This is a genomic window from Streptacidiphilus sp. PAMC 29251, from assembly GCF_054208735.2.
Genome location: NZ_CM135725.2, coordinates 2,359,497 through 2,378,777, shown reverse-complemented (window position 1 = coordinate 2,378,777; position 19,281 = coordinate 2,359,497). Strand labels below are relative to the sequence as shown.

General features: G+C 71.3%; 18 protein-coding genes and 1 riboswitch. Of the genes, 12 read left to right on the top strand and 6 right to left on the bottom strand.

From position 1 onward, the window contains the following. The first annotated feature begins 3 nt into the window (after positions 1-3). Positions 4-564 carry a hypothetical protein gene (locus tag ACXKR8_RS11110; protein ID WP_458272737.1) on the top strand — a complete coding sequence of 187 codons (561 nt, stop codon included), beginning with the start codon at positions 4-6 and terminating at the stop codon, positions 562-564. A 35-nt stretch (positions 565-599) separates the two neighbouring features. Here the strand turns inward: ACXKR8_RS11110 and ACXKR8_RS11105 are convergent, their stop codons facing one another. Continuing rightward, complete coding sequence (locus ACXKR8_RS11105; protein WP_462100451.1) at positions 600-1,568, bottom strand: helix-turn-helix transcriptional regulator; 969 nt, start codon at positions 1,566-1,568, stop codon at positions 600-602. 209 nt (positions 1,569-1,777) lie between these two features. Here ACXKR8_RS11105 and ACXKR8_RS11100 point away from each other — a divergent pair, with 209 nt between their 5' ends. Beyond that, positions 1,778-2,524, top strand: a complete 747-nt coding sequence (locus ACXKR8_RS11100; protein ID WP_458272735.1) for a G1 family glutamic endopeptidase — start codon at positions 1,778-1,780, stop codon at positions 2,522-2,524. Between the two features lie 193 nt (positions 2,525-2,717). Beyond that, positions 2,718-4,742, top strand: coding sequence for a GTP-binding protein (locus tag ACXKR8_RS11095; RefSeq protein ID WP_458272734.1), 2,025 nt, complete (start codon positions 2,718-2,720; stop codon positions 4,740-4,742). A 252-nt stretch (positions 4,743-4,994) separates the two neighbouring features. On the opposite strand, the gene ACXKR8_RS11090 is transcribed toward ACXKR8_RS11095, so the two are convergent. The 3 genes from ACXKR8_RS11090 to ACXKR8_RS11080 all read right to left on the bottom strand — a co-directional run bounded on the left by ACXKR8_RS11090 (position 4,995) and on the right by ACXKR8_RS11080 (position 8,002). Further along, on the bottom strand, positions 4,995-6,509 hold the full coding sequence (locus ACXKR8_RS11090) for a hydrolase (protein WP_458272732.1): 1,515 nt from the start codon (positions 6,507-6,509) through the stop codon (positions 4,995-4,997). Between the two features lie 188 nt (positions 6,510-6,697). Further along, the gene (locus ACXKR8_RS11085; RefSeq protein ID WP_458272731.1) at positions 6,698-6,904 is read right to left on the bottom strand and encodes a DUF2191 domain-containing protein; all 207 of its coding nucleotides are present in this window, start codon (positions 6,902-6,904) and stop codon (positions 6,698-6,700) included. Positions 6,905-7,012: 108 nt separating this feature from the next. Continuing rightward, the gene (locus ACXKR8_RS11080) at positions 7,013-8,002 is read right to left on the bottom strand and encodes a GlxA family transcriptional regulator (protein WP_458272730.1); all 990 of its coding nucleotides are present in this window, start codon (positions 8,000-8,002) and stop codon (positions 7,013-7,015) included. 220 nt (positions 8,003-8,222) lie between these two features. On the opposite strand from ACXKR8_RS11080, the gene ACXKR8_RS11075 reads away from it, so the two are divergent. Together ACXKR8_RS11075 and ACXKR8_RS11070 are read left to right on the top strand one after the other, a co-directional pair. Beyond that, positions 8,223-8,861 (top strand): HD domain-containing protein, encoded by a 639-nt coding sequence (locus tag ACXKR8_RS11075; RefSeq protein WP_458272729.1) that lies wholly within the window; start codon positions 8,223-8,225, stop codon positions 8,859-8,861. A 47-nt stretch (positions 8,862-8,908) separates the two neighbouring features. Next, entirely contained in the window at positions 8,909-9,676 is a 768-nt protein-coding gene (locus ACXKR8_RS11070) for a helical backbone metal receptor (RefSeq protein WP_458274948.1), read from the top strand. 31 nt (positions 9,677-9,707) lie between these two features. On the opposite strand, the gene ACXKR8_RS11065 is transcribed toward ACXKR8_RS11070, so the two are convergent. After that, positions 9,708-9,848: a hypothetical protein gene (locus ACXKR8_RS11065; RefSeq protein ID WP_458272728.1), complete on the bottom strand. Its 141-nt coding sequence runs from the start codon at positions 9,846-9,848 to the stop codon at positions 9,708-9,710. 7 nt (positions 9,849-9,855) lie between these two features. Then, positions 9,856-10,125 (bottom strand): hypothetical protein, encoded by a 270-nt coding sequence (locus ACXKR8_RS11060; RefSeq protein WP_458272727.1) that lies wholly within the window; start codon positions 10,123-10,125, stop codon positions 9,856-9,858. Between the two features lie 319 nt (positions 10,126-10,444). Here ACXKR8_RS11060 and ACXKR8_RS11055 point away from each other — a divergent pair, with 319 nt between their 5' ends. The 7 genes from ACXKR8_RS11055 (at position 10,445) to ACXKR8_RS11025 (ending at position 19,251) form a co-directional block, all read left to right on the top strand. Beyond that, positions 10,445-11,359, top strand: a complete 915-nt coding sequence (locus ACXKR8_RS11055; RefSeq protein ID WP_458272726.1) for a metal ABC transporter solute-binding protein, Zn/Mn family — start codon at positions 10,445-10,447, stop codon at positions 11,357-11,359. Between the two features lie 71 nt (positions 11,360-11,430). Beyond that, on the top strand, positions 11,431-12,237 hold the full coding sequence (locus tag ACXKR8_RS11050) for a metal ABC transporter ATP-binding protein (protein ID WP_462100450.1): 807 nt from the start codon (positions 11,431-11,433) through the stop codon (positions 12,235-12,237). 49 nt (positions 12,238-12,286) lie between these two features. Then, positions 12,287-13,213, top strand: a complete 927-nt coding sequence (locus ACXKR8_RS11045; RefSeq protein ID WP_458272724.1) for a metal ABC transporter permease — start codon at positions 12,287-12,289, stop codon at positions 13,211-13,213. Further along, positions 13,210-14,172 (top strand): metal ABC transporter permease, encoded by a 963-nt coding sequence (locus ACXKR8_RS11040; RefSeq protein ID WP_458272723.1) that lies wholly within the window; start codon positions 13,210-13,212, stop codon positions 14,170-14,172. The genes ACXKR8_RS11045 and ACXKR8_RS11040 overlap by 4 nt, the downstream gene beginning before the upstream one ends. A 69-nt stretch (positions 14,173-14,241) precedes the next feature. Then, on the top strand, positions 14,242-15,915 hold the full coding sequence (locus tag ACXKR8_RS11035) for an AMP-binding protein (protein ID WP_458272722.1): 1,674 nt from the start codon (positions 14,242-14,244) through the stop codon (positions 15,913-15,915). Between the two features lie 71 nt (positions 15,916-15,986). Further along, positions 15,987-16,159: riboswitch (M-box (ykoK) riboswitch) on the top strand. A 354-nt stretch (positions 16,160-16,513) separates the two neighbouring features. Continuing rightward, positions 16,514-17,860 (top strand): magnesium transporter MgtE N-terminal domain-containing protein, encoded by a 1,347-nt coding sequence (locus ACXKR8_RS11030; protein ID WP_458272721.1) that lies wholly within the window; start codon positions 16,514-16,516, stop codon positions 17,858-17,860. Continuing rightward, a complete protein-coding gene (locus ACXKR8_RS11025; protein ID WP_458272720.1) occupies positions 17,857-19,251 on the top strand; it encodes an NRAMP family divalent metal transporter in 1,395 nt (464 codons plus the stop codon). Before ACXKR8_RS11030 ends, ACXKR8_RS11025 begins: the two co-directional genes overlap by 4 nt. Positions 19,252-19,281 lie beyond the last annotated feature (30 nt).

The window sequence follows — 19,281 nt, the reverse complement described above, 5'->3', positions numbered from 1 at the left end:
GCAATGAAAGCACGTTGGATTGCTGCCACGGCCCTGCTGGTGACCGGTGTTGTCAGCGGGTGCGCTTCGAGTCACCCCGCCGCTGTCTCGGCGACGGCCGCAGCGACGGCCGCAGCGACAGTCTCCGCAACCCAGAGTGACGGTCCGTCGGATGCCGCGCACATCGTCTGCACCGGCACCGCGCAGACCCAGATCACCGGGGCGCTCGGCATCGACACCACCAAGCCGCTCGCGCCGACCTGGACCGACCACACCTACGCCTGCCGCTATGTCTTCAGCACGGGCTCGCTGCGGCTCTCGGTCAAGGACCTCCCCGACCAGGCGGCCACCACCGCCTGGTTCACCTCGCTGCGGACAGCCGCGGCCGGCAGCACCGCGCTCAGCGGCATGGGCGACGGCGCCTTCCAGGAGCCGAACGGCAATGTCGTGGTACGCAAGGACAACGCGGTGATGGTCGTCGATGTGACCGCGCTGCCGGTGAACGTCGGCGAGCCGGTGCGGCCGCGGGCCACGGCGGCCCGCACGGTGGCGCAGACGGTGCTGATCTGCTGGAAGGAGTACTGACCCCGGAGCGCTGACCCACGGGTGGCGGTGGCGGGTCAGAGCAGTCCGCGCCGCGCCGCCTGGACCCCCGCCTGGAACCGGTTGCCCGCGCTCAGCCCGGCCATCAGCGCGCTGACCCGGCGCTGCACGGTACGGGCCGAGATGCCGAGGTGGCGGGCGATGCCGTCGTCGGTCATGCCCGCCGCGAGCAGGGTGAGCAGCTCGAAGTGGTCCGCGTCCGGCTGCCGGTCCGGGGTGGGGACCGGGATCGACTGCGCCCACTGGGCGTCGAAGGTCTGCGCCAGCGCGTCCAGCAGCGGGGACGGGCGGACCAGTAGGGCGCCGCTCAGCTCGGCCCCGGTGGCCAGCGGCAGCAGGGCCCAGCGCCGGTCCACCAGCGCCAGCTTGAACGGCAGGTCGGCCACCGTGCCCGCCTGCTCGCCCGCCGCGACCAGCTGCCGGACCTCCTCCAGCTTCTCCGGCTGCAGCAGCGCCGCGCGCTCGTAGACCGAGCGGACCGGGGTGCCGCGGGAGAGGACGGACAGTTCCGGGCCCGCGTTGTCGATCTGGACGAACGGCGGCTTGTCGAGGATGTCGACCTGCTCGGCCGCCCCGTCCAGCAGGCCGAGCCAGAGGTCGGCGATGGCCTCCCGGCCGGTCACCACCTCGACCAGGTCGCGCAGGGCCGGGTCGCGGTGGCCGCGGGCTCGGTGGTAGCCGTCGAGCAGCCGGGTGATCTCCTCCTGCATACGACGGGACTCGGCCTCGCGGTCGCGCAGGATCCGCTGGAGCGCCAGATCCGGGGCGACGGCCGTCCACCGTCCGGTCTCCGTACGCGGTTTGGGCGGACGGGCGAGGGCGCGGGCGTCCAGCGCGGCCAGTTGCTGCAGCAGCGTCGCCGGGTCCACCCCCAGTGCGAGGGCGAGTTCGGCGAGGCTGGTCGGACCCCGGCGGCAGAGCTCGACGTAGGCGGCCTCCTGCGTCCTGCTGATCCCGTCCGACCCCTCCGGGCTGTCTGCGTGCACTGCGGGCACGGCACCTCTTCCTGTCGTTCGGCCTGCTCGGGACATCATCGCAGATGAAGTTGACGGAAACCTGTCATGTCTGGATCCCGCAATGCGCGAGTGCTTCCGCCGCCCCCCGCAACTCACGAGCATTCAGACGCGGCCCAGTCCTCGCACCCCCTCCCCGCGGGGCCGCCCCATCCCCCACTTCCCACACCCCGGAGTTCCGCATGCCCATCTCCACTTCGCCGCGTCTGGTCCGCACTGCCCTCGCCCTGGCGGCCGTCGGCGCGCTCGCCGCCGTCGCGCCGCTCCCGTCCACCGCCACCGCTGCTGCCGCTTCCGTGGTGCAGCCGCACGGGTACAGCTACGCGCCGATCGCGCCCGTCGTTCACGGCCACGGCATCGGCCCGCTGGCCAGCAGCAGCCCCTGGGGCGGCTACGCGGCCACCGGCAGCGGCTTCCGCAGCATCGTCGGCTCCTGGACCGAGCCCGCGGTGACCTGCACCAGCAGCAACAACCTCTTCGCCCCCTGGGTCGGCATCGACGGCTACGGCTCGCAGACCGTCGAGCAGACCGGCGTCGAGACCTCCTGCTCCAGCGGCCGTCCGGTCTACCGCGCCTGGTACGAGATGTACCCGGCCCAGCCGGTCTACCTGGGCAACGCCGTCTCGGTCGGCGACAGCTTCACCGGGTCGGTCACCACGGCGGGCAGCGGCAGCTACAAGCTCGTCCTGACGGACAACACCAAGGGCTGGACCTACACCACCACCCAGCGGCTGCGCGGGGCGAACGTCAGCGCCGAGGCCATCATCGAGTCGCCCACCCAGAGCTACCCCACCTTCAAGTCGCTGACCTTCACCGGCATCACCGTCAACGGCAACACCTTCAGCGCCTACAACCCGATCCCGCTCGCCAGCGGCCAGTACGTCCCGACCGCCCTCAACGGCGGCAGCTTCTCACTGATACCGGGCTGACCCTCCGTCGGCGCACCCCGCGGAAGGTCCGCGGGGTGCGTCCGAATTTAATCCGTTGCTCGGGGAGGATTTGGGTGCTCTAATTCCTGACGACCTGTCCGATGCAGCTGTTTCACCGAGGAGACGATTGTGCGCCGAGCTTCCATGCCCATCCAGAAGGTAATCACCACCTATCTAGAGGACATGAAGCAGTATGCGAACGTTGAACCTCGGGATCCTGGCGCATGTCGACGCCGGTAAGACCAGCCTGACCGAGCGGCTGCTCCACTCCGTCGGCGTGATCGACGAGATCGGCAGTGTTGACGACGGCAGCACCCAGACCGATTCCCTGGCGCTGGAACGGCAGCGCGGAATCACCATCAAGTCCGCGGTGGTGTCGTTCCTGATCGACGAGGACACCACGGTCAATCTGATCGACACCCCCGGCCATCCGGACTTCATCGCCGAGGTGGAGCGGGTGCTCGGCGTGCTCGACGGCGCCGTCCTGGTCGTCTCCGCCGTGGAGGGCGTTCAGGCACAGACGCGGGTACTGATGCGGACGCTGCAGCGGCTGCGCATCCCCACGCTGATCTTTGTGAACAAGGTCGACCGGTCCGGTGCGCAGGAGCACGGGGTGCTCCGCGGCATCGCCGAGAAGCTGACCCCGGCGATCGTCCCGATGGGTTCGGTCGGCGGCCTCGGCACCCGGGACGCCGTCAGCTGCCCCTACACCGCCGAGGACGCCGGCTTCACCGCACGGCTGGTCGAGCTGCTCGCCGACCACGACGACGCGCTGCTGGCCGACTACCTCGACGACGAGGCCGCGGCCTCGTACGACCGGCTCCGGGACGCGCTGGCGGCGCAGACCGGCCGGGCGCTGCTGCAACCCGTCTTCTTCGGCTCGGCCATCACCGGGGCCGGTGTGGACGCGCTGATCGGCGGGATCAGGGACCTGCTCCCCGCGGTCGTGGGCGATGCGTCCGGCCCGGTCTCGGGCACGGTCTTCAAGGTCGAACGCGGCCCGGCCGGGGAGAAGATCGCCTGTGTCCGGCTGTTCTCCGGCACGGTGCGGGTGCGTGAACTGCTGCGATTCGGCCGTGAGGGCACGCAGGGGCACGGTGAGGAGAAGGTCACCGCGATCAGTGTCTTCGAGCAGGGCGCGGCCGTCTCGCGCTCCTCGGTCGGCGCGGGGCAGATCGGCCGGCTCTGGGGGCTCGGCGACATCAGGATCGGCGATGCAGTGGGAGTGCCGCGCGGCAGCGCCGACGCCCTGCTGCACCACTTCGCCCCGCCGACGCTGGAGACCGTCGTCCTGCCGTGCCACCGTTCCGACGCCGGAGCACTGCATGCGGCCCTCACCCAGCTTGCCGAGCAGGATCCGCTGATCGGGCTGCGCCAGGACCCGATCCGGCAGGAGATCTCGCTCTCCCTCTACGGGGAGGTGCAGAAGGAGGTCATCCAGGAGACCCTGGCCGCCGAGTTCGGCATCGCTGTGGAATTCCGCGGAACGACCACCATCTGCACGGAACGGCTGGTGGGGACCGGGGCCGCTGCCGAGATCATCGACCAGGAGCCCAATCCGTTCCTGGCGACCGTCGGACTCCGGGTCGACCCCGCGGCCGTCGGCCGTGGGGTGGAATTCCGATTGGAGGTCGAACTCGGTTCGATGCCTTTCGCTTTCTTCAAAGCAGTCGAGGAAACCGTGCGGGAGACATTGCTGCAGGGAATTCACGGCTGGGAGGTTCCCGACTGCACCGTCACCATGACCCATTCCGGATATTGGCCTCGGCAGAGCCATGCCCATGCGGTTTTCGACAAGAGTATGTCGAGCACGGCGGGGGATTTCCGGCTGCTCACCCCGCTGGTGCTGATGGACGCCCTGCGGCAGGCCGGGACCGTGGTGTGCGAGCCGATGCACCGGTTCCAAGTAGAGCTCCCGGCCGACGCGTTCGGTGTGCTGGTGCCGGCCCTGGCCAAGCTGCGGGCGGTGCCGCGGGCCCCGGCGACCCGGGGTGCGTCGTACCTGGTGGAGGGTGACATCCCGGCCGCGTCGGTGCATGCCCTTGAGCAGCAGCTGCCGGGGCTGACCCGGGGCGAGGGCGTGCTGGAGTCCGCCTTCGACCACTATCGGCCGGTCCAGGGCCCGGCCCCGACCCGGTCGCGGACCGACCATGACCCGCTGCACCGGAAGGACTACCTGCTGCGCGTGGTACGGCGCTCGGCCGGCCGAAGGGAGTAGTAACCGACCGGCCCTGGTGACACCATGATGGTCAGTCACTCATTCACGGGGAGAGCACAGATGAGTACACCACAGCCGATCATGCCGCTCGGCCTTCCGGTCGTTCCGCCGAAGCGCCGCCACCTGCTCCGCCGTGCGGTCGCGGCGGTCAGAGGCTGGCGGGCCCGTCGGGGCGGCGCCGGGTCGTAGCGGTCGTAGCCGGATCGGGTGCGGCGCCGTGGGGGCGCCGCACCCGACCCGGTGGGCAGCGGGTCAGCCGGTGGTGACGGCGGTGTCGTCCAGGACGAACGAGGTCTGCTTGGTGTAGTCCTCGGCGCCGGTGAACTTCAGCGTCACCGTCTGTCCGGCGTAGGCGGCGAGGCTGAGGCTGTGCTGGGCGTAGCCGCCGGCCGCGTCGGCGTTGGAGTAGGTGGCCAGCGTGGACAGCACCGTGCCGGAGGAGTTGAGGACCTGCACCTTGAGGGTGTCGTAGACCTTGGTCCCGGTTTCGGCGGTGTTGACGTGCAGCCAGAAGCTGAGCGTGGAGTTGTTGCAGCCGCTCGGCACGGTGACGGTCTGGGCGAGGGTGTCGGTGGTGGCGCTGCCGTTGCCGTCGAGCCAGGCGTCGTAGCTGCCGCTGTGGGCGGGTTCGGTCGAGCTGCTGTTGACGGCGCTGCCACCGGCCGAGTCGGTCTCGGTCCAGGGGGCGGCGCTGCCGGTCTCAAATCCGGGGTTGCCAAGCAGCTGAGTTGCGGTGCAGCTGCCGGTTCCGCCACCGCCACCGCCGCCGGTGGTTCCGGAGCCGGTGGCCAGCCAGGCGGTGGCGTTCAGGGCGAGCGCGGCATCGGTGCCGGCCGGGTCGTCCCAGCCGTTGTAGAGGGTGTTGCCGCTGCTGCCGGTGCCGTCGTCGACCGGGGAGCTGTCGCCCCAGATGGCGACCCGGCCCTGGCCGAAGGTGCTGGTGACGAAGAAGGCGTTGGTGTTGCCGCCGCTCGCGCCCGTGCTCAGGTAGAGCAGGCCCTTGACCGCCGGGTTGTCGGCGGGCTTGAGGGTGAAGGTGGTGCCGTCGCGCAGGATGCTGCCGGTGACCGCGCCGAACGGGCCGTGCAGCACCGGGTTGGTGGCGTCGGTGATGGCACGCGGGTTGTCGGTGGAGATGTCCTTGATGTCGACGGAGAAGCCGAACGGGTCGGTGTTGTCGACGCCGTTGCTGGTCAGCAGGTCATTGATGACGGCGGGGGAGTCGTAGCCGTCGTTGTTGCGGTCGCTGCCGTTGTGGTCCGAGATCAGGAACAGCCCGCCGCCGTTCTGGACGAAGGTCAGCACAGCGGTCTTCTCGGCCGCGCTGAGCCGGACGTTGGGCTCGTCCAGGACGAAGGTGTCGAAGTTGGAGAGGTCCAGGGCATTGGCGCTGTTGCCGTAGCTGATGGTGTTGCCCGAGGGCAGCGTCTTCAGGCTGTAGTTCCCGGTCTTCTGCAGGGCGACGCCCCAGGCGGACAGCGCGCCGGTCCAGCTGGTCTCCGAGGTGGGGTTGGCGTTCTGGGCCAGCGGGTCGGGCTGGCTGGTGCTGATCACCCAGTCGGCGTTGCCGGCCGTCTCGGCCTTGGTGTTGTCGAACAGCACCCGGTGCTGTGCGGTGGCGGCGGGGGCAGCCGCGGCGGGGGCGACGGTGCCGGTCGACGTGCCGGTCGCGGCAGCCGTGCCGGCCACGGCGGAGTGGGCGGCGGCGAGGGTGGCCAGTGCGGCCAGGGCGGCGGTGCACAGGGCTGCCGTACGGTTTCTGATCATCCGTCGAACTCCTCGGGCTGGGGGACAGAGGTTTCGCTACGCGCGTAGGCGAGTGCCAGCAAGAAGCCTGGACGTTCGCGGTGGCGTGTTCCCCCATGGTCCGGCAACGAGGACTTGAATGGAACATGGCAAATCAGTTCCGCATGCGTTGTGCCTGGGCGGTACCTCAGCCGTGCCTCTGTCGTGCCTCAGCCGTGCTCGGCTGGGCGCTGCGGGCGGCTCTCGATGTCCTTCAGCTGCTGGTCCACCGAGCCCGTCCGGGCCTCGGTGCGGTGGCCGCGTGCGAGGTAGTCGCGGACCAGCAGTTCCACGGCGTCCTGCGGGTTGTTGACCCCGGACAGCAGCATCACCTCCACGACCAGCGCGGCGTCCAGACGGATGTTGACCTCGGCCATGCCTGTCTCCCGGATCCCGGTGGTGGCGGTGCAGTCCAGGCAGCATAACCGGGCCCCGGCTTGCTGTTGCGGCATCGCCACTACGGCTTCGGTTCAGCCGGCGCCGGCTCAGCCGGCGTCGGACCGCTGCGCCGAGCGGAAGCGCTGCTGGTAGGTCCGGGGGGACACCCCGAGCCGGGACACGAACGCCCGCCGCAGCGTCTCCGCGCTGCCGTAGCCGGCCAGCATCGCGGCCTCGCCGACACTGCGGCCGACCTCCAGCGCGGCTTTGGCGCTGTCGAAGCGCACCGCCTCGACGTACCGCGCGGGCGTGGTGTCCAACTCCTCGCGGAACAGCCTGGTCAGATGACGGGGGCTCAGCGCGGCGAGTGCGGCCAGAGCCGGGACGGTGTGGTCCGCGGCGGGGTCGGCCGCCACCGCGTCGAACACCGAGCGCAGCGCCGAGGTGTGGGGGCGCGGGCCGAGCAGGGTCGGCGAGAACTGGGACTGGCCGCCGGGCCGCTGCAGGAACACCACCAGGGACTGGGCCACCTGCCTGGCCATGTCCTCGCCGTGGTCGTCCTCCAGCAGCGCCAGCGCCAGGTCGATCCCGGCCGTGACACCGGCTGAGGTGAAGGTGCGGCCGTCACGGACGAAGATCGCGTCCGGTTCGACGGTGACCCCGGGGTGGGCGCGGGCGAGCAGCCGGGTGTGCCGCCAGTGCGTGGTCGCCCGGCGGCCGTCCAGCAGGCCCGTCGCGGCCAGGATGAACGCCCCGGTGCAGATCGAGCAGACCCGTCCGGAACGGGCGGCCAGGGCGCCGACCGAGTCGCGCAGCGCGGGGTCGATCGGACGGGTCGGCACGGCGTCGCCGCCCATGACCAGCAGGGTGTCGAAACCGAGGCCCTCGGCTGCGGCGTCCGCGTCGACCGGGATCCGCAGGCCGGTGGAGGAGGCCACCTGGCGGCCGCCGACCGAGCAGAGCGTCAGCGTGTAGTCGGCGCCGATCCGGTTCGCCTCGCTGAACACCTCGCTGGGGCCGGCCACGTCGAGCAGTTTCACCCCGTCGAAGACCACCACGCCGACCCGGTGCGGGCGGGGGTTGCGCGCGGTGCTCATGGCGTGCGGCTCCGGGCTGTGCAGGTCGGTGTCATGCAGCTCGGTGTCATGCGTCCGAATCCGTGGGAAGCGTGGCCGGTCACGCGGAGCGCGCGAGCTGCCGTCGGACCCAGGCTATAAGCACAAGCCCAGCACACCGCGCAGGCAGATCCCACCAGAGCGGCATCCCTCAAGAGCTACATCCCTCAGAGCTACATCCCTCAGAGCGACGGAGAGCATGATGACCGAGACCATCGCCGGAATCGCGATCCCCGACACGGCACTCGCCCGGGAGGCGACCGAACTGGTCCGGGCCGCCGCCTCGCCGCTGCTGTTCGACCACTCGCGCCGGGTGTTCCTGTTCGGTTCCCTCAAGGGCCGACACCGGGGCCTCAACGCCGACCCCGAGCTGCTCTACGTCGGCGCCATGTTCCACGACCTGGGGCTGACCGAGCGGCACCGCCGTACCGACCAGCGCTTCGAGGTCGACGGGGCGGACCTGGCCAGGGACTTCCTGCTGGCGCACGGCCGCAGCCAGGCCGACGCCCGGGCGGTCTGGCTGGGCATCGCCCTGCACACCACGCCCGGGATCGTCGAACACCTGGAGCCGGAGACCGCCCTGGTCACCGCGGGAGTGGAGACCGACGTCCTCGGGCTGGACCTGGACGAGATCACCGCCGAGCAGATCGCCGCGGTCACCGAGGCGCACCAGCGGCCGAACTTCAAGCAGGACATCCTGAAGGCCTTCACCGACGGGATGAGGGACCGGCCCGACACCACCTTCGGGACCATGAACGACGACGTCCTGGCCCACTTCGTACCCGGCTTCGTCCGGGAGGACTTCGTCGAGATCATCCTGGGCTCGGCCTGGCCCGAATAGCGCAGGCTGGCGCCTTGTACGGTGACGCCATGGCTCCAACGACGCACATGACGCAGCGGGACGACCAGGGCACGGTGATGAGTCTGGGCCCGGTCCGCCGGGTCGTCTCGCTGGTGCCCTCGCTGACCGAGGCGGTGGCCGCCACCGCGCCCGGCCTGCTGGTGGGGGCCACCGACTGGTGCAGCCACCCGGCCGAGCTGGCGGTGGCGCGCATCGGCGGCACCAAGAACCCCGACGTCGCGCGGATCCTGGCGCTGGAGCCCGACCTGGTGCTCGCCAACGAGGAGGAGAACCGGGCACCCGATCTGGCCGCGCTCAGGGCGGCCGGAGTCGTGGTCTGGGTGACCGAGATCCGCACCCTGGACCAGGCGTTCCGCTCCCTGGACCGGATGCTGACCCTCGCCTGCGGCCTGGACCGTCCGTCCTGGCTCGACCAGGCCGAGGGGGCCTGGCAGGCGGTGACTCCGACGGCGCGGGCGCTGCGCGCGGTCGTCCCGATCTGGCGGCGGCCCTGGATGGTGGTGGGCCGCGACACCTTCGCCGGCGACCTGTTGGCCCGCCTCGGCGTCCAGCACCTCCACGCCGCCCACCCCGAGCGCTACCCGGCGGTCCCGCTACCGGAGTTGCTGGCCGCGGGTCCGGACCTGGTGGTCCTCCCCGACGAGCCCTACCGCTTCACCCCCACCGACGGCCCCGAGGCCTTCCCCGGCGTCCCCGCCGCCCTCCTCAGCGGCCGCCACCTCACCTGGTACGGCCCCTCCCTGGCCGACGCCCCGGCCGTCCTCGGCGCCCAGTTGGCCAACCTCCTGCGCTGAGCGCGGCAGCACGCTTCTGGTGGTCCCGTCGTCAGTGGTGCCAGTGGTAGCGGCCCGATTCGAAGACGCAGGTGATGGTGTTCCCGCTGCCGTCAACGGTGGACAGCCCAGCATCCTTGGTGGGGCAGTATTCGCCCGCGCTGTAGAAGTTGCCGGACGGTGCCTTGAGCACGTTGTTGTCAGCGGGTGGAGGGGGCGGCACGGGCGTCGGCGCGGGCTTGTACGTGTGAGTCGGCGGCGCGGGTGGCCGATAGGTCGTGGGCGGCGGCGGGGCATGGGTGGTGGGGGGTGGCACGGGCGTCGGAGGCCGGGTCGTCGGCCTTTTCGTGGTGGGTTCTGTGGCTGGTGTGCGGCTCAGGGGGCTGGGCTTGAAGCTTGTCGGCGGGGCGGCCGTGGTGTTGGGCGGTGATGTGGCGGGTGTGGTGATGCTGGTTGCGGTGCTGCTGCACGCGGCGAGAGCGAGGGTGGCCGCGCAGACGGTGAGGGTGAGGGTTCTGCGCATGCTTCAAGCGTGCGCCCGCAGATGGGCCTCCGCGCGGCGGCAGGCAGTAGCTGTCCGGGGAGACCTGGAGGCGGCAACGGGTCCGGTCAAGTTTTGGTAATGGTTTTCATCTCTTCTTTGATCGAAGTGGAGATGGAAATCGTTTCCATCTAGAGTGGTGGACGCACCCCGATCCGACCTGTCCGAGGAGAACCGCGTCCATGAACCCCCGCTCCGTACCCGCTCGCCGCAGGCCCCTTCGGTGGGTGCTTGGCACCGCGGGTGTCATGGCACTCGCTGTCACCACGGGCTGCTCCACCAGCACGGCGCCTGCCGCCGCCCCGAGCAGCAGCCAAGGCGGTGCCACCAGCGCCGCCGGCGGCAAGGTGATCCGGGTGGTGGCGGCGGAGAACTTCTGGGGCAGTATCGCCACCCAGCTCGGCGGTGACCGGGTCCAGGTGGACAGCATCATCAGCAACCCGGACACCGACCCGCACGACTACGAGCCCACCGCCGCCGACGCCCGTACGGTCACCACGGCCCAGTACGCCATCGTCAACGGCATCGGCTACGACGCCTGGGCCGACAAGCTGCTGTCCACCAACCCGGGCAACGGCCGGGCCGAGTTGAAGGTCGGCGACCTGGTCGGGCTCAAGCCCGGTGACAACCCGCACCGCTGGTACTCGCCGGACAACGTGCACCAGGTGATCGAGCAGATCACCGCCGACTACAAGAAGCTCGACCCGGCCGACGCCGCCTACTTCGACCAGCAGAAGCAGAACTTCGAGACCAAGACGCTGGGTGAGTACAACCAGCTGATAGCAGATATCAAGACCACCTACCCGGGCACCCCGATCGGCGCCTCCGAGTCCATCGTGACCCCGCTGGCGCAGGGCCTGGGGCTGAAGATGCTCACCCCTGAGAGCTTCCTGGACGCCATGAGCGAGGGCACCGACCCCACCGCCGCCGACAAGGCGACCATCGACCAGCAGATCAGGACCAAGCAGATCAAGGTCTACGTCTACAACAGCCAGAACTCCACCCCGGACGTCGACGCCCAGGTCAAGCTCGCCAAGTCGGAGGGGATCCCGGTGGCGACCGTCACCGAGACCCTCAGTCCGGCCGGTGACACCTTCCAGCAGTGGCAGGTCGCCGAGTTGCAGGGGATCAAAGCAGCCCTCGCCAAGGCGACCGGGAAGTAGTGCGGACCATGAATCCAACCGCGAATCCGGCCCAGCCCCCAGTGCAGCCGCCGTCACCAGCAGCGGAACCCGTGCTGGAACTGCACGGCGCGGCCGTGCACATCGGCGGTCGGACGCTGTGGTCGGATGTCGATCTCGCGGTCCTGGCGGGGGAGTTCGTCGCCGTCCTCGGTCCCAATGGCGTCGGCAAGTCCACCCTGGTCAAGCTGCTGCTCGGACTGCTTCCCGCCGCCGCGGGCCAGGTTCGGGTGCTGGGGCGGCCACCCGGCGGAGCCGGGCCGCGGATCGGCTATCTGCCGCAGCGCCGCAGCTTCGACGCGAGCCTGCGGATCCGCGGCCTGGACGTGGTGCGGCTCGGCCTGGACGGCGACCGCTGGGGCGTCCCGCTGCCGTTCGGTCGGGCCCGCCGCCGGGATCGGGAGCGGGTCGACGAGGTGGTCGAACTGGTCGGCGCGAGCGCGTACGCGCACCGTCCGATCGGGCAGTGCTCGGGTGGTGAGCAGCAACGGTTGCTGATCGCCCAGGCGCTGGTCAGCCGCCCCGAACTGCTGTTGCTGGACGAGCCGTTGGACAGTCTGGACCTGCCCAACCAGAGTGCGGTGGCCGCCCTGATCGGACGGATCTGCCACCAGCAGGGGGTCGCCGTGGTGATGGTCGCCCACGACGTCAACCCGATCCTGCACCACCTGGACCGGGTGGTGTATCTCGCCGAGGGCGGTGCCGTGATCGGGACCCCGGCCGAGGTGATCACCTCGGAGACCTTGACCCGGCTCTACCGCACCCCGGTCGAGGTGCTGCGCACCGGCGACGGACGGCTGGTCGTGGTCGGCCAGCCCGAGGCTCCGTCCACCCACGGGGGTCACCATGCATCTCGCTGACGCAACGTCACCTGCCTTCTCCTGGAATCTTCTGACGAACCTTCAGGTGATGTGGTCCTATCCCTTCATGGTCAACGCCTTCCGGGCGGGCGCGGTGGTGGCCGTGGTCGCCGGGGCGGTGGGCTGGTTCATGGTGTTGCGTCGGCAGACCTTCGCCGGGCACACCCTCTCGGTGGTGGCCTTCCCCGGCGCGGCCTTCGCGACCCTGGTCGGGGCCAGTTTGAGCCTGGGCTACTTCGGCTTCTGCATCGCCGCCGCCCTGGTCATCGCGGTGCTGCGGCGCGGCGGCCGGGCCAACGGTGGCCGGGCCAACGGCGGCCGGGCAGGCAATGGACAGGCCGGCAGCGGACAGGTCGACGGAGGCCAGGCCGACAGCGCGCACGAGTCCGCCGCCACCGGCATCGTCCAGGCGTTCCTGCTGGCCTGCGGCTACCTCTTCACCGCCCTCTACAAGGGGTTGATGCAGGGCCCGCAGTCGCTGCTCTTCGGCAGCTTCCTCGGCATCACCTCGGCCCAGGTCGTCACCCTGGCCGTGGTGGGCGTGGTCACCCTGGCCTGCCTCGCCGCGATCGGCCGCCCGCTGCTGTTCGCCTCGGTCGACCCGCAGGTCGCGGCCGGACGCGGGGTCCGGGTACGGCTGCTGTCGACGCTGTTCCTGGTGCTGCTGGGGGCGGCCACCGCCGAGGCCGCCCAGATCACCGGGGCGCTGCTGGTCTTCGCGCTGCTGGTGCTCCCCGCCGCCACCGCGCAGCGGCTCACCGCCCGTCCCGGTCTCGGACTGGCGCTGAGTGTGCTGATCGGCTTCGCGGTCACCTGGCTGGGCCTGATCGCGGCCTTCTACTGGCCGTATCCGTTGGGGTTCTTCGTCACCAGCTTCGCCTTCGCCGCCTTCCTGGCCGCCACCGCGGTCCGCGCACTCGGCGGTGCCCGCCCGCTGCGCGCGGCGCGACCCCGTCCGCTGGGAGCACCGGCATGAACCCCTCCCTGCTCGCCACCTCACCGGCCGCCAGCTCCACGCTCGCCGGCTCCGCCTGGTCCCAGCCGTTCTTCCACCACGCGCTGCTCGCCGGGACGTTCATCGCCCTCGCGGCCGGGCTGGTCGGTTATTTCCTGGTGCTGCGGGCCCAGGTGTTCACCGGGGACGCGCTCAGCCATGTCGCCTTCACCGGTGCGATGGCGGCCCTGGCCGGCGGCTACGACCTGCGGGTCGGGTTGTTCGTCGGCTGCGTCGGGGCCGGGCTGCTGCTGGCCGGGATCGGCCGCGCCGGGCGGGCCGACGACGTGGTCATCGGCGCGGCCTTCGCCTGGATCCTCGGCCTGGGCTCCTTCTTCCTGACCCTCTACACCACCTCGCGCAGCGGCTCCATGGTCGGCGGCGCCGGGACGACCGTGCTGTTCGGCTCGATCTTCGGCCTCAGCGCCGGGCAGGCCCTGGTCGCCGTGCTGGTCGCCGCCGCGATCAGCACGGCTGTGGTGCTGATCGCCCGCCCGCTGCTGTTCGCCACCTTGGACGAGGCGGTCGCCTCCGCGCGGGGCATCCCGACCCGGGTACTGGGCTTCGGCTTTCTGGCCCTGGTCGGGGCCTGCGCGGGGGAGGCCACCCAGGCCGTCGGGTCGCTGCTGCTGCTGGGCCTGCTGGCGGCCCCGGCCGGGGCGGCGGTCCGGCTGACGGACCGTCCGTTCCACGGGCTGGCGCTGTCCGCGGGGCTGGCGGTCGGCGAGATGTGGGCCGGCCTGGCCGCGAGCGCGCTGTTCCCCAGCCTGCCGCCCAGCTTCGCCATCATGGCCGCGGCCACCGCGGTCTACGCCGCGACCTTCCTGATCGCGCCGCTCCGGAGGCGGAGCCGTAGCCGGAGCCGGGCGAGGGGCCAGGGGGGCCAGGGCAGAGAGCAGGACCGGGACCGGGACCGGGACCGGCGGACCGTGACGGCCTGACCTCTCGGCACGCTGCCGTCCCTGCTGCGAGACTGAGCGCAATCTTGGCACTCGAGCAGGAGGACGACGATGTCCGTTGATCTCGATCCGCAGCTGTCGCAGCGCAGGGGCGGGACGGAGCCGCCGCTGCCGGAGCTCACCATCGGCGCGGACCTGGCCAGGACCGCGCGGGCGTTCCCCGACAGCGAGGCGCTGGTGGAGTGCGCGAGCGGACGCCGCTGGACCTATGCCGCGTTCGACACCGCCGTCGACGACCTGGCCCGGGGCCTGCTCTCGGCCGGCGTCGAGGTCGGCGACCGGGTCGGGATCTGGTCGCCCAACTGCGCCGAGTGGGTGCTGCTGCAGTACGCCGCCGCCCGGGTCGGCGCGATCCTGGTGAACCTCAACCCGGCCTATCGCGAGCATGAGATCGGCTTCACCCTGCGCCACTCCGGGACCAGGCTGCTGGTCGCGGCCACCGTGGTGAAGAGCAGCGACTACGTCGCCATGATCGGGGCCGTGCGCGGGGACTGCCCGGCGCTGGAGCGGGTGGTGCACATCGGCACGCCCGACTGGGACGGGCTGGTCGACGCGGGCCGCGCCGTCCCGCTGGAGCGGCTGCGCGAGCGGGAGGCCGGGCTGAGCCCCGAGGACCCGGTGAACATCCAGTACACCTCCGGCACCACCGGCTTCCCCAAGGGCGCCACGCTCTCGCACCGCAACATCCTGGGCAACGGCTTCCAGGTCGCCGAGATCCAGGGCTGGACCGAGGCCGACCGGGTCTGCCTGCCCGTCCCGTTCTACCACTGTTTCGGCATGGTCATGGGCAACCTCGGCGCGACCTCGCACGGCGCGTGCATCGTGGTCCCCGGCGTCCTGTTCGATCCGGTGCAGACCCTGGACGCGGTGCAGGCCGAGCGCTGCACGGTGCTGTACGGGGTGCCGACCATGTTCATCGCCGAGCTGGCGCAGTTGGCGGCCGCGCCGGGTCGTTGGGATCTGTCCTCGCTGCGGACCGGGGCCATGGCCGGCTCACCCTGCCCGGTGGAGGTGATGAAGCGGGTGATGGGGGAGATGGGCATGACCGAGGTGACCATCGCCTATGGCATGACCGAGACCTCACCCGTCTCCACCCAGACCCGGCGCAATGACTCGGTGGAGCACCGGGTGGCCACCGTCGGCCGGGTGCATCCGCACGTCGAGATCAAGGTGGTGGATCCGCAGACCGGCGCGACCGTGCCGACCGGGACGCCGGGCGAGCTGTGCACCCGCGGCTACTCGGTGATGCTCGGCTACTGGGAGGACCCCGACCGCACCGCCGAGGCAGTGGATCCGGAGGGCTGGATGCACACCGGGGACTTGGCCGAGATGGCCTCCGACGGCTATGTGTCAATCGTGGGACGAATCAAGGACATGGTCATCCGCGGCGGCGAGAACGTCTACCCGCGCGAGGTCGAGGAGTTCCTCTACGCCCATCCCGACATCGAGGACGTGCAGGTGATCGGGGTCCCCGACGCCCGCTACGGCGAGGAGTTGATGGCCTGGGTCCGACTGCGTCCCGGTGCGCCGCAGCTGACGGTGGAGCAGTTGCGCGCGTTCTGCTCCGGCAAGCTGGCCCACTACAAGATCCCGCGCTACCTCCATCTGGTGGACGGCTTCCCGATGACGGTCACCGGCAAGATCCGCAAGGTCGAGATGCGCGAACGCGCGGTGGAACTGCTGGCGGGGCAGGACCAGCAGGACCAACCGGGGCGGTCCGACTGAAGCGGCCCGGGCAGCCCCGCTGAACCCGGTTGGCGTGGACGTGCCGTGAAGGCGTAGGGTACGCACCGTTCAAGGCACCTCGTTCGGTGAGGCGTCTTCACGGACACAGGCCACTGATCCCACCCGTCGAGAGACGCTCCGGATCAGGACAGGTCTCCCCGACCTAAGGGGTGATCCCAAGTGGCTTCCCCGAACCGGGGATTACGCCGTGGAGTGCCAAAGCTCTGACGAGTAGGGGTGAGCTTGGCGGGCCTCTGCCCGCGGAATTCTCCCGCAGCCGCATGTCCGGTGCGCAGCGCGCCCGACCGCAGGGAGGCGAGATGGACAGCAGTCCGGGCCATAGTCGGCCCCACTCCGCACAGTCCTTGCCGTCCCTGCCGTGTCCTCGCGGCATGTTCTTCCGCGGCACCAGACAGCCCCTCCGGTAACTGCCCCAGCCCGACCCGCCCACCCCTGACGACTCCCCGCGACGGGAGCCGCGACCGGGGGCGCCGAGTCGCGTCGGCGGTGCCGGGTCGGTCCGGCTGCCCGGTGCTGCCCGGTGCCCCGCTCGATCGGGGCCAGGGGGTGTTCCACTGTGGCTTCCAACGCTCTTTTCATGACCGCTTCAGCCCGTCTGCGCGACCGCCGGGTGCTACTGGAGCGCCGCGCGACCGCGTCCAAGGCGGTCCGCGGCTCCTTGGTCTCACTGGCCGGGCTGATCGGCGGACCGGTGACCAACCAGGCCGGCGAGGAGGTCGGCCGGGTGGTGGACGTGGTCGCCCGCCTCTACGGCAGCGACCCCTATCCACCGGTGACCGGCCTGGTGGTCCGGGTCGGACGGCGCCGGGCGTTCCTGGTCGCGGACGCGGTCGAGCAGCTCCAAGCGGGCCGGGTGCGGCTGCGCACCTCCCGGATGGACCTGCGCGAGTACGGCCGCCGCCCCGGCGAGGTGCTGCTCGCCCGGGACCTGCTGGACCACCAACTCGTGGACGTGGACGGCTTCCAGGTCACCCGCGCCGCCGACCTCTACCTGGCCCCGCTGTCCGACCGGACGGTCCTGGTCGGGGTGGACGTGTCGCTGCCCACGCTGCTGCGGCGGCTGGGCCCGCGCCGCTGGCAGGTGCGGCCCACCCCGGACCGGGTGCTGGACTGGCAGGCGGTGGCCCCCTTCGCCGAGCACGCCACCGACGGACCGGCCCAGGTGCAGCTGCGCGCCCCGCGCTCGGCACTGCACCGGATGCGGCCCGCCGACCTGGCCGACGTCCTGGAGGACCTGGGCCGGGCCGAGCGCCAGCAGCTGCTGGCCTGGCTGGAACCGGGCCAGGCCGCCGACGCGCTGGAGGAGATGGAGCCCGGCGAGCTGGAGAACCTGCTGCGCGAGGTCGAGCCGCAGCGTGCCGCGCGGCTGATGGAGGAGATGGAGCCGGACGAGGCCGTGGACGCCCTGCGCGACCTGGACTCCGGCGAGCGCGAGAACCTGCTGGGGCGGATGCCCGCCGCCCAGGCCACCGGGCTGCGCGGACTGCTGGCCCACCGCGAGGGCACCGCGGGCGGCGCCATGACCACCCGTCTGGTGACGGCGGGGCGCGAGCACACCGTCGCCGAGGTCCGCGCGCTGCTGGCGGAGCAGGCCGAACACCGCACCGAGATCGACGCGGTGGCCGTGCTCGACCCGCAGGGTCGGCTGCTCGCCGACGTGCCGCTGTTCCACCTCACCGTTGCCGAGGACGCGGCGACGATGGGGGAGGTCACCGACTGGCTGGCCCAGTTCGGCCCGCAGGTCGTGGTCGGCCCTGACACCCGGCTCGACCGGGCCGCCGACCACCTGGTCGGCTCACGGGCCTCCTCGCTGCTGGTGGTCGACGCCGGCGAACGCCCGGTCGGCCGGATCCTCGCCGACGACGTCCTCGACTCCCTGATGCCCCAGCGCGGGCGCCGCCACTTCCGGAGGTTCCTCCAGTGACCCGCGACCTGAATCCTGCCGACCTGAACACTGCCGACCTGAACCCTGCCGACCTGGGCAGCACCGACCTGAACCCCGCCGGCCCGGCCGTGCCTGCCGCCCGAGCCGGGTCCGACGCGCCCGGGTCCGCCGCTTCCGGCCGCACCCCGGGCCGTCGCCGCGGGCTGCGCCGGCTGACCGCCGTCGCGGCCATTGCCGGGCCCGGTCTGGTCGCCGCGAACGCGGGCAACGACGCGGCCGGTATCGCCACCTACGCCAGCGCCGGCTCCGAGTTCATCTACGGCACCCTGTTCTTCATGGTGCTGGTCACCATCGCCCTGGTCATGGTCCAGGAGATGGCGGTGCGCCTCGGGGCCTACACCGGCAAGGGCCTGGGCGCGCTGATCCGCGAGCAGTTCAGCCTGCGGCTGACCGCGCTGGCGGTGTTCTGCCTGCTGCTGGCCAACACCGGCCTCGTGGTCTCCGAGTTCGCGGGCATCGGCGCCGCGTTCGAGCTGCTCGGGGTGCCCAAGTGGGCGGTCATCCCGCCGGCCGCGCTGCTGCTGTGGTCGCTGGTGCTGTTCGGCTCCTACCGCTGGGCCGAGCGGATCTTCCTGCTGATGTCGCTGGCGTTCTTCGCCTACCCGGTGGCGATGATCCTGGGGCACCCGCACTGGGGCGAGGTCGGCTCGCACCTGGTCGTGCCGCACGTCCAGGCCGACAAGGCGTTCATCCTGCTCGCGGTCGCGCTGATCGGCACCACGGTCAGCCCGTACATGCAGTTCTACGCCGCGGCCGGGGTGGTGGACCGCGGCGCCAAGCCGGAGGACTACAAGCTGATCCGGGCGGACGCCGTGCTGGGCGCGGTCTTCGCCTGCGTGATCAGTCTGACCATCATCATCGCCACCGCCTCCGCGATCGGCGGCACCGGGCCGCTCCAGTCCGCCGCCCAGGCGGCCGAGGCGCTGAAGCCGGTGGCCGGGCAGGGGGCGGAACTGCTGTTCGCCTTCGGCCTGATCGGTGCCTCCGCGCTGGCCGGCGCCGTGGTCCCGCTGTCCGCCAGCTACGCGGTCGGCGAGGCTGCGGGCGTCGAGCGCTCGGTCTCCCGCCGCTTCCGCGACGCACCGCTGTTCCTGGGCCTGTTCACGGCCCAGATCATCCTGGGCGCTGCGGTGGCGATGACCCCGATCGACGTGATCAAACTCCTCATCGGCACCCAGGTGCTGCAGGGGCTGATCAGCCCGGTCGTGCTGGTCTACCTGCTGGTGCTGACCAATCGTCGCGCGGTGCTGGGCCCGGCCGCGAACGGGCCCCGCTACCGGATCGCCGCCACCGTGGTGGTGGTCGGCGTCGCGGCCATGTCCACCATCCTGCTGGTGCAGACCCTGCTCGGCTGGCTCGGCTGGGCCTGACCCCAGCCGTCCCGCCACTCCACTGTTGGT